13 protein-coding genes and 1 pseudogene are annotated in these 14,330 nt (G+C 68.9%); 8 read left to right on the forward strand and 6 right to left on the reverse strand.

The window, feature by feature from the left end; genetic code table 11:
• Window positions 1–86: 86 nt before the first annotated feature.
• Window positions 87–1,175 carry a calcium:proton antiporter gene (locus OEJ37_RS21055; RefSeq protein ID WP_175918090.1) on the reverse strand — a complete coding sequence of 363 codons (1,089 nt, stop codon included), beginning with the start codon at window positions 1,173–1,175 and terminating at the stop codon, window positions 87–89.
• 550 nt (window positions 1,176–1,725) lie between these two features.
• On the opposite strand from OEJ37_RS21055, the gene OEJ37_RS21060 reads away from it, so the two are divergent.
• From OEJ37_RS21060 to OEJ37_RS21080, 5 genes are all read left to right on the forward strand, one after another.
• Window positions 1,726–3,282: a 3-hydroxyacyl-CoA dehydrogenase gene (locus OEJ37_RS21060; RefSeq protein WP_263345353.1), complete on the forward strand. Its 1,557-nt coding sequence runs from the start codon at window positions 1,726–1,728 to the stop codon at window positions 3,280–3,282.
• A gap of 69 nt (window positions 3,283–3,351) precedes the next feature.
• Complete coding sequence (gene paaK / locus OEJ37_RS21065; protein ID WP_263345355.1) at window positions 3,352–4,674, forward strand: phenylacetate--CoA ligase PaaK; 1,323 nt, start codon at window positions 3,352–3,354, stop codon at window positions 4,672–4,674.
• 38 nt (window positions 4,675–4,712) lie between these two features.
• Window positions 4,713–5,513, forward strand: coding sequence for an enoyl-CoA hydratase-related protein (locus OEJ37_RS21070; protein ID WP_263345357.1), 801 nt, complete (start codon window positions 4,713–4,715; stop codon window positions 5,511–5,513).
• 127 nt (window positions 5,514–5,640) lie between these two features.
• Window positions 5,641–6,312, forward strand: a complete 672-nt coding sequence (locus OEJ37_RS21075; RefSeq protein WP_263345358.1) for a MarC family protein — start codon at window positions 5,641–5,643, stop codon at window positions 6,310–6,312.
• A 192-nt stretch (window positions 6,313–6,504) separates the two neighbouring features.
• Window positions 6,505–7,485 (forward strand): aldo/keto reductase, encoded by a 981-nt coding sequence (locus OEJ37_RS21080; protein WP_263345360.1) that lies wholly within the window; start codon window positions 6,505–6,507, stop codon window positions 7,483–7,485.
• Window positions 7,486–7,521: 36 nt separating this feature from the next.
• Here the strand turns inward: OEJ37_RS21080 and OEJ37_RS21085 are convergent, their stop codons facing one another.
• The 4 genes from OEJ37_RS21085 to OEJ37_RS21100 form a co-directional block, all read right to left on the reverse strand.
• Window positions 7,522–8,388 (reverse strand): CPBP family intramembrane glutamic endopeptidase, encoded by an 867-nt coding sequence (locus OEJ37_RS21085; RefSeq protein WP_263345362.1) that lies wholly within the window; start codon window positions 8,386–8,388, stop codon window positions 7,522–7,524.
• 89 nt (window positions 8,389–8,477) lie between these two features.
• On the reverse strand, window positions 8,478–9,134 hold the full coding sequence (locus OEJ37_RS21090; protein ID WP_263345364.1) for a VC0807 family protein: 657 nt from the start codon (window positions 9,132–9,134) through the stop codon (window positions 8,478–8,480).
• Window positions 9,135–9,429: 295 nt separating this feature from the next.
• A complete protein-coding gene (locus tag OEJ37_RS21095; protein ID WP_263345375.1) occupies window positions 9,430–10,494 on the reverse strand; it encodes a 2,3-butanediol dehydrogenase in 1,065 nt (354 codons plus the stop codon).
• Window positions 10,495–10,842: 348 nt separating this feature from the next.
• Entirely contained in the window at window positions 10,843–11,583 is a 741-nt protein-coding gene (locus OEJ37_RS21100; protein WP_263345366.1) for a GNAT family N-acetyltransferase, read from the reverse strand.
• A 210-nt stretch (window positions 11,584–11,793) separates the two neighbouring features.
• On the opposite strand from OEJ37_RS21100, the pseudogene OEJ37_RS21105 reads away from it, so the two are divergent.
• Both OEJ37_RS21105 and OEJ37_RS21110 read left to right on the forward strand, forming a co-directional pair.
• A pseudogene (locus OEJ37_RS21105) lies at window positions 11,794–12,018 on the forward strand (MFS transporter); the annotation flags it as partial.
• A gap of 145 nt (window positions 12,019–12,163) precedes the next feature.
• On the forward strand, window positions 12,164–12,649 hold the full coding sequence (locus OEJ37_RS21110; RefSeq protein WP_263345369.1) for a DUF3331 domain-containing protein: 486 nt from the start codon (window positions 12,164–12,166) through the stop codon (window positions 12,647–12,649).
• Between the two features lie 24 nt (window positions 12,650–12,673).
• On the opposite strand, the gene OEJ37_RS21115 is transcribed toward OEJ37_RS21110, so the two are convergent.
• Window positions 12,674–13,876 carry a GNAT family N-acetyltransferase gene (locus OEJ37_RS21115; protein ID WP_263345371.1) on the reverse strand — a complete coding sequence of 401 codons (1,203 nt, stop codon included), beginning with the start codon at window positions 13,874–13,876 and terminating at the stop codon, window positions 12,674–12,676.
• 167 nt (window positions 13,877–14,043) lie between these two features.
• On the opposite strand from OEJ37_RS21115, the gene OEJ37_RS21120 reads away from it, so the two are divergent.
• On the forward strand, window positions 14,044–14,330 hold a 287-nt coding region (locus OEJ37_RS21120; RefSeq protein WP_263345373.1), incomplete at its 3' end, for a winged helix-turn-helix domain-containing protein.

Below are 14,330 nucleotides of genomic sequence, written 5' to 3' on the forward strand. Positions count from 1 at the left end.
CGTGACGTGAACGAAGGTCGGTGAAGGGAAGTAAGAAGACGCGCGGCCCGGCGGAGGCGATCCGCCGGGCCGCGCGCATATTGGCGTCAGTGAGTGATCGACAGGAACAGGTACGCGGCGAACAGCGACAGGTGCACGACACCGTGCAGCACCGTCGTGCGCCCCTGGCTGAGCGTCAGCGTGCTGACCAGCAAGGTGAGCGCCAGCAGCACGGTTTCCATCGCGCCGATGCCGAGCGTGAGCGGCTGGCCGACCCAGATGAACACGGCCGCGACGGTCGGGATCGTGAGCCCGATGCTCGCGAGCGCAGAGCCGAGCGCGAGGTTCATGCTGGTCTGCAGGCGGTTCGCACGTGCGGCGGTGACGGCCGCAAGCCCTTCCGGCAGCAGCACGAGCGCGGCGATCACGATGCCGACCGCGGCTTCCGGCGCGCCGAGCTTCAGCACCGCATGCTCGACGGCCGGCGACAGCAGCTTCGCGAGCAGCACGACCGCGACGAGGCTCGCGAACAGCAGCAGCAGGCTGATCAGCGCGGTGCGGCTGCTCGGCGGCGCCGCGTGCACTGATTCGTTCGCGCTGTCGTGCTCGGTGAGGAAGTAGTCGCGGTGACGCACGGTCTGCACGAACACGAATGCGCCGTACAGCACGAGCGACGACACGCCGGCGAACGCGAGCTGCGATTTCGAAAAGAACGGGCCCGGTGCGGCGTTCAGGTAATTCGGCATCACGAGCGACAGCACCGACAGGGAAGCCAGCACCGCGAGCGCCTTGCTTGCGCCGCGCCCCTGGAAGTCCTGTTCGCCGTGCTTCCACGCGCCGACCAGCAGGCAGATGCCGACGATGCCGTTGCAGATGATCATCACGGCGGCGAACACGGTGTCGCGCGCGAGGCCCGATTTCTCGGGGCCCGCGCCGAGCATCACCGACACGATCAGCGCGACCTCGATGACGGTCACGGCGACCGCGAGCACGAGCGTGCCGAACGGTTCGCCGACGCGGTGCGCGACGACTTCCGCATGGTGGACGGCGGCGAACACGGCGCCGGCCAGTGCGGCGGCGAACAGCGCGATGACGAGGCCTTCGGCCGGCACGACGCGCGACAGCGCGAGTACCAGCCATGCGGCAAGCGGGGCCCAGAGGGTCCAGCGCGGAAGCTGGTTGGACGAGAGCGGCATGGAGGGTTTCCTTATGCGAGTGGCGGCGCGCGACGCGCCGTCACGGGGTGACGAAGCCCGGCCGTACTATCCGCCGAACGAGGATGATGAAACCGAAGGGTGGCCGCGCGTAATGGCGCTGCCTCGAGTTCGCCGCGATGAGGCAGCGAGGGGCGCGGGCGGGCCGGAGCCCGTCGCTGGGTGAAACGGTTCGATGCGGTTGGCCGCCGATGGCGGGGTGAATAATCGTGACGGCGCGCCGGCCGGACGCTCGGTTCCGACCCCGGAAGGGCACCGGACGATGGACATCGGTGGCGGCGTGACACGCGGTTTCCCCCTGAAATCCGTCGAGTTGTCGAATTTTATCAGGCGTTTGGGGGCCACTATCTCATATTCGAACGCTTTCATTGACCTTTCGGTTTACAAAAAGTGCCCCAATCCTTCACTTTTTTGTCTTTGCAGTTTCCGTAATGGTCTCTTGCACGACAAATTCGGGCTCGCCCTGACATAAATCTACCGACCGGTCGGTTTATAATCGCTCGCACTTCCACTTCATGACGGATCGCAAGCGATGGCTGTTTCCTCTGCACATTCGGTGAACTCGGGCGCGCTGGCGCCGTCGGCCGTCGTCGGCGTGATCGGCGCCGGCGCGATGGGCGCGGGCATCGCGCAGGTCGCGGCGGCAGCCGGCCATACGGTGCTGCTGTACGACCTGAACGAAGCCGCGTGCGACAACGCGCTGGCCGGCATCCGTGCACAGTTCGCGCGGCTCGCGGAGAAAGGCCGACTCGAACCGGCACAGGCCGACGCCGCCGGCAACCGGATCCGCGCGGTGCGCGCGCTGGCCGACTTCGCTGGCGCGGCGCTGGTCGTCGAGGCGGCGGCCGAGCGGCTCGACGTGAAGCGCGACATTTTCGCGACGCTCGAAAGCCATGTCGACGATGCTTGCCTGCTGGCGACCAACACGTCGTCGATCTCGATCACGTCGATCGCGGCCGGGCTGCGCGTGCCGCAGCGCGTCGCCGGCCTGCATTTCTTCAACCCGGCGCCGCTGATGGCGCTCGTTGAGGTGGTCAGCGGGCTTGCCACCGCGCCCGACGTTGCGCAGGTCCTGTATGCGACCGCGGCCGCGTGGGGCAAAAAGCCCGTGATGGCGAAATCGACGCCGGGCTTCATCGTGAACCGCGTCGCGCGGCCGTATTACGCTGAGGCGCTGCGCGTGCTGAACGAGCAGGGCGGCGCGCCGGCGTCGATCGATGCGGTGATGCGCGAGGCGGGCGGCTTCCGGATGGGGCCGTTCGAGCTGATGGACCTGATCGGCCATGACGTGAACTTCGCGGTGACCGAGTCGGTGTTCCGCGCGTATTTCAACGACCCGCGCTACACGCCGTCGCTGATCCAGCAGGAACTCGTGAACGCGGGTTTCCTCGGGCGCAAGTCGGGGCGCGGCTTCTATTCGTATGCGGCCGGCGCGACGCCGCCCGCGCCCGATCTCGAACCGCAGCGCGATGCGCCGGCGGATGTCACGCTGTACGCGCAGGACGGCCCGGCCACCGCGCTGCACGCACGCTTCGCCGAACGTGTCGCACTCGCGCGGCAGGCCGGCGCGCATCCGGACGACCTGCTCGCGACGGCCGGCCGCGCATCGATCGCGCTGACCGACGGCCGCACGGCGACCGCGCGCGCCGCGCAAACGGGCGTGGCCGATCTCGTGCTCGTCGACCTCGCGCGCGATTACGCGCAGGCCGGGCTCGTCGCGCTGACACGTGCGCTTCAGTGCAGCGATGCGGCCTATGCGGACGCGGTCGGCCTGTTCCAGCAGGCGGGTTTTCGCGTCGTCGGCGTGGCCGACGTGCCGGGGATGGTCGCGATGCGTACCGTCGCGATGCTCGCGAACGAGGCGGCCGACACCGTGAACCAGGGCGTGTGTTCGCCCGCCGATCTCGATCTCGCGATGGAGAAGGGCGTGAACTACCCGTGCGGCCCGCTCGCGTGGGCCGATGCGATCGGCATCGGCCGCGTGTTTCGCGTGCTGTCGAACCTCACGGCGAGCTATGGCGAGGACCGCTATCGCGTGTCGCCGCGCATCGCCGCGCTGCATGCGGCCGGCCGCACGTTCCGGTCGTAGCCGCCGGCCCCGGCCACTCCGATTACCCCGAACACGATAACGACATCACTCCATTGGAGGAGCACCCCGATGACTCACCCGACGCATCCCGCCGCCGCCCTCGAGCCGATCGAGACCGCCAGCCGCGACGAACTGCAGGCGCTGCAGCTCGAGCGCCTCAAGTGGTCGCTGCGCCACGCATACGACAACGTCCCGCACTATCGGCGCACGTTCGATGCGGCGGGCGTGCATCCGGACGACCTGAAGACGCTGGCCGATCTCGCGAAATTCCCGTTCTCGACGAAGAACGACCTGCGCGACAACTATCCGTTCGGGCTCTTCGCGGTGCCGCGCGAGCAGGTCGTGCGCGTGCACGCGTCGAGCGGCACGACGGGCAAGCCGACCGTGGTCGGCTACACGGCGCGCGACATCGACACGTGGGCGAACGTGACCGCGCGTTCGATCCGCGCGGCCGGCGGACGCCCGGGCGACACGCTGCACAACGCGTTCGGCTATGGCCTCTTCACGGGCGGCCTCGGGATTCACTACGGCGCGGAGCGGCTCGGCTGCATGGTCGTGCCGATGTCGGGCGGGCAGACCGAGAAGCAGGTGCAACTGATCCGCGATTTCGAGCCGAAGATCATCCTCGTCACGCCGTCGTACATGCTGAACCTGATCGACGAGATGGTGCGGCAGGGGATGGACCCGGCCGAGTCGTCGCTGAAGATCGGCATCTTCGGCGCCGAGCCGTGGACGCAGGCGTTGCGCGAGGAAGTGGAGACGCGGGTGGGCATCGACGCGCTCGACATCTACGGGCTGTCGGAAGTGATGGGCCCGGGCGTCGCGTGCGAATGCGTCGAGACGAAGGACGGCCCGGTGATCTGGGAAGACCATTTCTATCCGGAGATCATCGATCCCGTCACGGGCGAAGTGCTGCCCGACGGCAGCCACGGCGAGCTCGTGTTCACGTCGCTGACGAAGGAGGCGATGCCGGTGATCCGCTACCGCACGCGCGATCTCACCGCGCTGCTGCCGCCGACCGCGCGCGCGATGCGCCGTCTCGCCAAAATCACGGGCCGTTCCGACGACATGCTGATCGTGCGCGGCGTGAACGTCTTCCCGAGCCAGATCGAGGAGATCGTCGTCGCGCTGCCGGCGCTGTCGGGCCAGTTCCAGATCACGCTGTCGCGCGACGGTCACATGGACCGGCTCGACATCGCGGTCGAGTTGCGCTCCGAAGCCGAGGCGTCCGTCACCGACGGCGATCGCGCGGCGCTTGCACGCGAGTTGCAGCACCGGATCAAGACGATGGTCGGCGTGTCGTCCGGCGTGACGGTGCTCGCGGCCGGCGGCATTCCCGCGACCGCGACCGGCAAGGCCCGGCGCGTGATCGACCGCCGCCAGGCCGCCTGATTCCGATATTTGCCGTTCTACCCGAGGAAACCTGTTCGATGGATGGATTGAAGACCCTGGCCGTCGCGGTCGATGCGCGCGGCATCGCGACCGTTGCGCTGCAGCGCGGCGACGTGCTCAACGCGTTCGACGAGACGATGATCGCCGAGCTGACCGACGCGTTCACGGCGCTCGGCCGGCGCGACGACGTGCGCGCGATCGTGCTGCGCTCGGACGGCCGCGCATTCTGCGCGGGCGCCGACCTGCAGTGGATGCAGCGCGCGAGCGCGAACGATGCGGCCGCGAACTTGCGCGACGCGGAGCGGTTCGCCGCGATGATGCGCGCGATCCGGCAGTGCCCGAAGCCGACGGTGGCTCGCGTGCAGGGCCACGCGTTCGGCGGCGGCGTGGGCCTGTGCGCGGCCTGCGACATCGTGATCGCGAGCGACCACGCGCGCTTTTCGGTCAGCGAGGCGCGTTTCGGAATCCTGCCGGCCGTGATCGGCCCGTATCTGGTCGAGGCGGTCGGCCAGCGCCAGGCGCGCCGGCTCGCGCTGACCGCGACGCAGCTCGCCGCCGGCGAAGCCGTCGCGATCGGCCTGATCCACCAGGCCGTGCCGCTCGACGCGCTCGACGAAGCGCTCGACCGGACGCTCGCCAAACTCACTCGCAACGGCCCGAACGCGCTGATGGAGATCAAGCGCTTCTTCGACGCGATCGGCGAGTATCCGCCGTCGGACGAGCGCACGGCGTTCACCGCGCAGACGATCTCCCGCGTGCGGGCGACGCCGGAGGCGAGGGAGGGCTTCGCCGCGTTCTTCGCGAAGCGGCCGCCGGCATGGGAAGCGGGCGCCGAGTAAGGGCAAATCGCGACGATCGACGGCGAAGCGCGCCCGGCCGCATTTTGCGTCTCGTGCGCGGGCGCTTGCTCTACAATGCGTGACCCCCGGCGCGCTGCCGGCCCAGCCCCGACCGATTCTTCGCCCGATGATCGTCAACCGCCTTATCTCCGAGATCCTGTTCGGCTTCACCGGCCTGATCGGCATCATCAATCCGATCGGCATCGCGTTCCTGTTTCTCGAACGGACCGAGGCGCTCACCGAGCACGAGCGCGACCTGCTCGCGAGGAAGGTGGCGTTCAACGCGTTCATCGTGCTGATGGTCGCGTTCTTCGCCGGCACGCCCGTGCTGCATTTCTTCGGGATCTCGATGGAGGCGCTGCGGATCGGCGGCGGCTTCGCGGTTGCCGTCGCGGGCTGGCAGATGCTGAACGAACCCGACGGCCCGGGCGGCGGCGACACGCCGGTCAAGCCGATCGACGCGAATGCGATCATGACGCGCGCGTTCTTCCCGTTGACCATGCCGCTGACGGTCGGCCCCGGCTCGATCGCGACCGCGATCGCGCTGAATGCGAACCGTACGCACAAGCTGTCGGAGTTCATGCTGTCGAGCATCGTATCGATTGCCGTGTCGGTGCTCGTCGCGGTGGTGATCTGGCAGACCTACAGCCGCGCCGCGCTGCTGTCGCGCTACCTCGGCAGCGAAGGCACCAAGGTCGCGAAGCGCGTGTCGGCGTTCCTGCTGCTGTGCATCGGCGTACAGATCATGCTGACCGGCTTCTCCGCGTTCCTGCAGCCGATCGCCGACCAGGTCAAGTAACCCGCCCGTCCTTTCCCGCGTTGCGACCGGGCGCCCGAGGCGCTCGGCGTGCCGGCGTGCGCGCCCTGCGTGTTTGCGCGGGCCGGGATAACATGCGACGTCTGGCGGATGCGCGGCGCACCGTTCGCGCCCTGCGCGCCGAACGGCGGCGCGCATCCGGCCGCAAGCTCAACTTCAATGACGAGGCGTGCGATGGAATACGTGAAATTCGGGTCGACCGGGCTGGAAGTATCGAAACTGGTGCTGGGCTGCATGACGTTCGGCGAGCCGTTGCGCGGCACGCACCCGTGGACGCTGCCGGAAGCAGAGAGCCGCCCGATCATCCAGCGGGCGGTCGAAGCCGGCATCAACTTCTTCGATACCGCGAACATGTATTCGGACGGCACGTCGGAGGAGATCGTCGGCCGCGCGCTGCGCGATTTCACGAAGCGCGACGACGTCGTGATCGCGACCAAGGTGTTCTACCGGATGCGGCCGGGGCCGAACGGCGCGGGCCTGTCGCGCAAGGCGATCATGACCGACATCGACCAGAGCCTGAAGCGGCTCGGCACCGATTACGTCGACCTGTACCAGATTCATCGCTGGGATTACGGCACGCCGATCGAGGAGACGCTCGAGGCGCTGCACGACGTCGTGAAGGCCGGCAAGGCGCGCTATATCGGTGCGTCGTCGATGTTCGCGTGGCAGTTCGCGAAGGCGCTGTACACGTCGAAGCAAAACGGCTGGACCCGCTTCGTCAGCATGCAGAACCACCTGAACCTGCTGTATCGCGAGGAAGAGCGGGAAATGCTGCCGCTGTGCGAAGCCGAGGGCGTCGCGGTGATTCCGTGGAGCCCGCTCGCGCGCGGCCGCCTGACGCGCAACTGGGACGAATCGTCGGAACGGCAGCAGAAGGACGACGTCGGCCAGCGGTTGTACGACGCGACGGCCGATGCGGACAAGGCGGTCGTCGACGCCGTCGCCGCGATCGCCGCCGCGCGCAACGTGCCGCGCGCGCAGGTCGCGCTCGCGTGGGTCGCGCAAAAGCGCGGCGTCACCGCGCCGATCGTCGGCATCTCGAAGCCGCAGCAACTGGACGATGCGCTCGGCGCGCTCGAATTGAAACTGACCGACGACGAGATCGCCACGCTCGAAGGCCCGTACGTGCCGCACGCGATCGCCGGGTTCAACTGAGAGCGGTATCTCGCCGGGCGGCGCCGCGCGCCGCGGTCAGCGCGCGGCGTCGAGCATCGGGTAGGTGAACAGGCCGAAGTGAACGACGTTCAGCCCCGCATGCGCGAGCGCGGAGGCGAGCAACCCGCCGTGCCGCCACGCGAGGCCGTAGCCGATACCGGCCACCGTGCCGAGCACGATCCATTGCCAACCGCCGGCCGCGTGCGCGGCGCCGAACAGCACCGCGCCGATTGCCAGCGCGACCCACGGACCCCATGCGAACGCGCGGAGTGCGCGCGTCAGCCCGCCCTGCACGTAGCCGCGGAACAGCGCTTCCTCGGCGAGCGTCACGAGCAGCAGGTTGTTCACGAGCCACAGCCAGCCCGACGCCGGCCATTTGGGTGCCCAGCCGACCATCCCGAACGCGAGCGCGCCGGCCAGGCACGCGGCGGCCGTCGCGACGGCCGCCACCGCGCCCGTGCGCAGCGCGCGCGACAGCGCGACGTCGGGCGCGACCCACGGCAGCACCCACAGCAGCCACAGGCCGACCAGCGGCTTGTCGAGATTCAGGTACATCGTGAACGGCACGGCGTCCGGCGTGAAGCGCGTCGGGGCGATCACGAGCGGATTGTGGAAACCGGGGATCAGATGCAGGCTCAGCGCGATCGCGAGCGCGGCAAACACGGCGTGCGCGGCGATCCGCACCGCGAGCGGGCGCGCGGGCGACACGCCCCACGCGGCCGCGGCCAGCAGCGCGAGCGATGCCAGCGCAACCGGCTCGAGCTTGCCGAACGCCAGCGCGCCGGCATAGCCGAGCGCGGCCAGGATTAGGCTCAGGCCGTGCTGAGGGCGATGCCACGCGAGAGCGGCGGCCGCGAACAGGGCGAGCCAGATCGTGGCGCACGGAAGGAGCGAAAGGGACATGACAGGAAAGGCATAGGTCGGACAAGACGCCGCGCATCATACAGCAGGCGCGGCGACGCGCCGCCGGGCCGGCGCCGGCCGCGCGGCCGTCAGCGTCCGGCGACCTCGGTGACGCCGTCGCCGGACCGGATGTCGACGCTGTTGCGCACGCGCATCCGCCGCCGGTACCAGAACGTCCACATCAGCAGGCAGCCGAACACGGTGTAGCCGATGATCGGCGACACGACCAGCACGCGCTCGACCGGCCAGGTGATGACCATCCAGCAGCGCAGCAGCATCTCCAGCGTCATGAAGGCGCCCCACACGAAGGTCATCCGCCGCAGCATCTGCCGCAACCCCGGCTGTGCGGCCCAGACCGATTCGAAGTGCGCGGCGCCGCCGCTCATCTCGCGGGCCACGGTGGCGCGAGCGAGATAGAAGATCAGCGGGCGTTCGCGGAACAGCGACAGCAGGAACACGACGCCGATCGTGCCCGACGCGAGCGATTCGCGCATCAGCAGCGTGCGCGGGCTGCCGCCGAGCGCCATTCCGACGATCGACAGCGCAATGCCGAGCAGCACGATGGCCGCCACCGCGTCGACGCGGCGCGAGCGGACGAATTCGACGATCGACCAGACGATCGGCGGAACCGCCGACGCGTACAGCGCGCCGGTTTCGCCGAAATACGGATGTGCGACCCGGTACGCAACCAAGGGCAGCAACAGGTTGACGAAGAGTTCGAGAATCAGGCCGGCTCGCGGTTTCACGGTACGCAATTCCACGCAGGTTGGGGCGAACGCGCGACGGGCGTGGTTGCCCGCGGTTGCCCCGAAAAGGGTTCGGTCCAGTATATCGAAGAATCGCGCCGGATTGCGGCGTCGCAACGGCCGTTTGCTCCGGTGCCATGCATTGGCTTCGACCTCGGCGGCAACGACGGAGATGGGGCTGTCGGCGGGGAATCGTCGGCAGGCGGCCGCGTCGCCCGGCGAACGGGTTACACCGGCAGGCGGGGCGGCAGCACGCGTGCCGCGGCACGAATCGTTGCCGCGGCCGCGTGCGCCGTCAGGCGACGGCGGGCTGGACGATGATCTTCACGTTCCGGTCCTTGTGGTTGACCAGCTCCTCGAAACCGTGCGCGACGATGTCGCCGAGCGCGATGCGTCCGGTGATGAGCGGCTGCACGTCGATGCGTCCGTCCGCGATGAAGCGGATCACGTCCGCGAATTCGCCGTTGTACGCGAGCGAGCCGATCACTTCCTTCTCGGTCGACACGATGTCGAAGAAGTTGAACGACGTCGGCTCCTCGAAGATGCCGACCATCACCGACTTGCCGGCCTTGCGGATCACGTCGATCGCGAGCTTCGCGGTGGCCGTGTGCCCGATGCACTCGAACGACACGTCGGCGCCGTAGCCGCCCGTCAGCGCCTTGATTTCCGCGATCGCGTCGGATGTCTTCGGATCGATGACGACGCTCGCGCCGACTTCCAGCGCCTTCTGCTTGCGCGCGGCCGACATTTCCAGCGCGAACACGCGTCCGGCGCCCGCGGCCTTCGCGCACATGATCGTGCACAGGCCGATCGTGCCCGCGCCGACCACGACGACGGTCTGCCCGACGATGTTGCCGGCCTTCTTCACCGCGTGCAGCCCGACCGCGAGCGGTTCGATCAGCGCGCCGGCTTCGGTCGGGAAGTTGTCGGGCAGCTTGTACAGCAACTCGGCCGGCACGTTCACGTATTCGGCGAACGCGCCGTTGTTCATCAGCCCGGTGAACGCGAGGTTCTCGCAGATGTTGTACAGCCCGTGCCTGCAATACCAGCATGTGCCGCAATGCTGGCATGCGTCGGCCGTCACGCGGTCGCCGACCGCGAAGCCCGTCACGCCCGCGCCGAGTTCGGCGATCTCGCCGCTGAATTCGTGGCCGAGGATGCACTGGCCCTTCAGGCCCGTCAGCGGATGCGGCGCATCGACCGGGATGAACACGGGCCCCGCGACGTATTCGTGCAGGTCGGAGCCGCAGATGCCGCACCAGTGCACGCGAATCGTGACCCAGCCTGCCGGCGGGCGCTCCGGAACGGGAACCTCTTCGACGCGGATGTCGTGGCGGCCGCGCCAGACGGCGGCTTTCATGCTGCGGGCGGTGGTCGGTGCCGGTGTACTCACGTTGCTGTCTCCGTCAGGTTGTCGTCGGGCATGAGGCATGGCTGCCGGTGCGCCCGTCGCGCGATTGCGCGATCGAACGGTATGCAGGAACGGGGCCAGCGTGAATCGGTGCGGTGCGGGGTGGTCGGACAGGGTTGGAAGTGTGCGACGCACTATTGCGCTACACGTTTGCAGGAAGCGATATCGCGGGAGTCGTGCGCGAAGTTTGCTGCGACTGCGAAGTCGAGAGCCGGATGAGACGCTGGGACGTTCGTCTCAGCGCAATGAGACGAATCGCGAGACGAACGGCGACGGCCGGCGCGGTCAAATGCGCGCTCAGGCGACGACTTCGTCCACCGCGACCGGCGCGAGCCGCATGAATCCGGCGGCGCGGTACAGCGGCTGACCGGCCTCGGTCGACACGAGCCATACGCGCCGCGCGCCATGTTGGCGTGCGTGCGCGACGATCGCGGCGAGCAGTTGCATGGCGAGGCCACGGCGCCGGTATGCGTCCGCCGTCCCGACCCGGTCGACGACGATATCGCGCGCCGACGCGAAGCCGTAGCGCGCGGTGGCCGCGATTTGCCCGTCCAACCGGTGCGCGAACAGGAACGCGGCCGGATTCCGCTGGAACGGCGGGAATGACGCGCTCGCATTGAACGCCGCGATGTCGTCCGGCGTGTGACAGGCGAGTGCTTCCGCGAGTGCGTCGTCGCTGGACAGCGCGCTGATATCGGCGGCCATGAAATGCTCGTCCGACAGCCGGCGCGTCCTGCCTTGCAGCGCAAGCGGCAACGGCGCGGCGCCATAGCGCGTGATCCATGCGCCGACGGCGAACGGGCCGTCGCTGCGCGCGGGCGCACCCTCGATCATGAAGTGCTCGAAAGGCCGGCCCATGCCGACGTCGAACCGCACGACCTGGCCGTCCGGGCTGTCGTGCAGCGGCGCGTCGCGCCGGTTGCGCGCGGCGCAGTACCCGGCGATGAAGGTGCGCACGGCGGCCCTGCGGTGGGAGAAGGTCGACCAGACCGAGTCGAGCGGAAGCGTGGCGTCGGGAGCGGGCGAGGCGGTCGGCATGCGTATGTGCACAACGTTGTCGGGTGAAGCCGACAGCTTAGTTCAGGATGCCGTCGCTGTCGCGCCGGCCCATTACAGCGATCGGCGAAACGCATCGTTGCGCAACTTTCCCTTTACTTGAAGTTAACTTCAATTTGTATCATGTGCGCCAGTCCGATCGCGGCCGCGTGAGACATCCCGTTGCGCGCGGCGGCCCCAACGGAGGTGGAGATGACCGAATCGCCTGTCGCGGCCAACGCCGCCACGCTGCCTGCGCGCAGTTACCGGGCCGCCGTCGCGAACGTCGTGCTGGCGAGCATCGTGTCGGCGTTGCACGTCGGCAAGGCGACGATCGCATTGCCGTCGCTTCAGCACGAGTTCGGCGGCTCGCTCGCATCGCTGAGCGGGATCATGTCGGTGTTTCCGTTCGTCGGCGTGTTCGGCGTGATGTCGGCGCGTTCGGCTGGTCGGGCGGCATCGCGCTGATGCTCGCGGCCGCCGTCGCCGGCGCGGCGATCGGCCTGTCGCTGCTGCGCGAACCGATGGGCCGGCGCTGAGCGCGGCGCCGGTGCCGTTCAACCTGCACGTCAACCCGTCAAGCATGCCGAACACCATGGAAAGCCTGATTTGCGAAGAAGACCTGTCGAGCGAAGCGCCGTCATCTGGCGAACACGATGCGATGCCGCTGCACGGCGGCGGCGTCGCGCATCCGCTCGTGACGATCGACGGCGTGCCGGTTCGTGAGCATGCCGCGGCCGCGGTGTCGCCGTTGCGCCCGCAACTGTTCGTCACGGTGCTGGAGGCCGGTGAAGACGGGTTGCTGATTCGCTGGGTCGAGAGCGGCCGTTGCCATTACGGCGAGCAGCGCTGGCGCCTGCGCGTCGCGTTGCAGCCGGGCCGTTGCGCGATCTCGGGGCGGCCGATCGAGCCCGGCGAGCCGGTGTTCCGGCCGGTGCGGCGGCCCGTGCCCGCGAATGGCGACGAGATGATCTTCCCGGCGTCGGTGCCGGGCGCGGCCGGCGCGGTGCGGACGGACGTTGCGCCCGAGGACGACGCTTCAAGGGATCCGGCCGACGTTCTCGACTGAACGCCGGCCGGCCGCGGAGCCGCGTTACTTCTTCAGATCGTGCCGGTACTGGATGAACCCGGCATTGTTCGCGAGCCTGTCGTACAGCGCGCGCGCGGTCGTGTTGGTTTCGTGCGTGAGCCAGTACACGCGGCTTGCGCCGGCTTCGCGGGCGCGTTCGTACACGGCCTCGATCAGCGCGCCGCCCGCGCCTTGCCCGCGTGCGTCGGGCGCCGTGTACAGGTCCTGCAGGTAGCAGTACGGCCCTTCGGTCCAGCACGAGCGGTGGTAAATCGAATGCACGATCCCGACCAGCGCACCCGATGCGTCGAATGCACCGAGCACGAACATCGGCTCGGCGGGATCCATCAGGCGCGCCCACGTCGTCGCGAACACGGCATCGCTCAGCGCGGTGTCGTAGAACTTCTGATAACCCTGCCACAGCGGGCGCCACGCAGCTTCGTCGGCGGCGACGAGCGGGCGCACCGTGACGCGCGTCGCGTCGTTCGCGCGGGCGGCCGTATCGCGCTCGCTCGCCTGCGCGTGGCGGATCGCGGTGAGCGACTGGCGCTGCTCGTCCTGCGCGTCGAAGTTCTCCGGCGCAAGCCACGCGTCGAACGCGGCGCGCACCGCCGGCCATTCGCCGTCGACGATCGAATACCACGCGGTGTCGCGACTGCGGCCCTTGTAGACGATCGCCTGCCGGAACGTGCCTTCGTAGCGGAAGCCGAGCCGCGCGGCCGCCTTGCGCGACGGCGCGTTCAGGTCGTCGCACTTCCATTCGTAGCGCCGGTAGCCGAGCGTGTCGAACGCATACTTCATCAGCAGGTACTGCGCTTCGGTCGACACGGGCGTGCGCTTGAGCAGCGGCGAGAACGTGACGGAGCCGACCTCGATCACGCCGTTGGCCGGATCGATGCGCATCAGCGCGAGCGTGCCGACCGCGCGGCCCGTGGCGAGGTCGATCACCGTGTAGTGCAGCGGATCGGCGCTCGCCTGCGCGCCGCGCGCGTAGTCGCGGTAGCCCGACTCGTCCGCGTACGGCCCGTGCGCGAGATAGGTCCAGTCGCTGCCGTCGGGCGCCTGCGCGTAGGCGGCATACAGGTCGGCCGCGTGGCGCTCGGCGTCGAGCGGCTCGAGCCGGCAGTAGCGGCCCTCGAGCACAATGCGCTCGGGGCGCGGGCGCGCGGACCAGTCGGGAACGGGGTGGCCGATGGGTTGCTGGAAGGCGTTGGTGAGCGTGGACAAGGTCGATCTCGCTTCGGTTGGCGGCCGGCGACATACCGGCATGCAGACGATCGTAGTCGCGGTGAGGTACCATGAAAAGCGCCACAGATCGGCAAATTTATGGTGCCACGATCCGAGCGCCACTAGCTGTGCGCTGTGTTCCGACACTTTCACGCTGCGATGTTCCGATGACGACTGCCTTGCCTTCCGGCGACTCTCCGTTGCTGCCGCTCGACGCGCCGCTGGCGCGCACGCCGGGCGCGCCTTCGCTGCAGCGCCAGTTGCTGCGCCGCGTGCGCGACGCGATTCTCGGCGGCGCGATGCCGGCCGGCACGCGGCTGCCCGGCACGCGCGCGCTGGCCGAGACGCTCGGCGTGTCGCGCAACACGACGGCCGCCGTCTACGAGCAACTCGTCGCCGAAGGCTTCCTGCAGTCCGACCGCCGCGGCACGCGCGTGGTCGGGCCGTCGCGGCC

It is taken from the genome of Burkholderia sp. BKH01, from assembly GCF_025685725.1.
Classification (GTDB): Bacteria; Pseudomonadota; Gammaproteobacteria; order Burkholderiales; family Burkholderiaceae; genus Burkholderia; species Burkholderia pyrrocinia_C.

Coding starts and splice junctions, on each gene's coding strand:
- OEJ37_RS21070 (WP_263345357.1), top strand. CDS start 4,713: ATGGATGGATTGAAGACCCTGGCCGTCGCGGTCGATGCGCGCGGCATC.
- OEJ37_RS21110 (WP_263345369.1), top strand. CDS start 12,164: ATGCCGAACACCATGGAAAGCCTGATTTGCGAAGAAGACCTGTCGAGC.
- OEJ37_RS21095 (WP_263345375.1), bottom strand. CDS start 10,494: ATGAAAGCCGCCGTCTGGCGCGGCCGCCACGACATCCGCGTCGAAGAG.
- OEJ37_RS21055 (WP_175918090.1), bottom strand. CDS start 1,175: ATGCCGCTCTCGTCCAACCAGCTTCCGCGCTGGACCCTCTGGGCCCCG.
- OEJ37_RS21085 (WP_263345362.1), bottom strand. CDS start 8,388: ATGTCCCTTTCGCTCCTTCCGTGCGCCACGATCTGGCTCGCCCTGTTC.
- OEJ37_RS21080 (WP_263345360.1), top strand. CDS start 6,505: ATGGAATACGTGAAATTCGGGTCGACCGGGCTGGAAGTATCGAAACTG.
- OEJ37_RS21100 (WP_263345366.1), bottom strand. CDS start 11,583: ATGCCGACCGCCTCGCCCGCTCCCGACGCCACGCTTCCGCTCGACTCG.
- paaK (WP_263345355.1), top strand. CDS start 3,352: ATGACTCACCCGACGCATCCCGCCGCCGCCCTCGAGCCGATCGAGACC.
- OEJ37_RS21075 (WP_263345358.1), top strand. CDS start 5,641: ATGATCGTCAACCGCCTTATCTCCGAGATCCTGTTCGGCTTCACCGGC.
- OEJ37_RS21060 (WP_263345353.1), top strand. CDS start 1,726: ATGGCTGTTTCCTCTGCACATTCGGTGAACTCGGGCGCGCTGGCGCCG.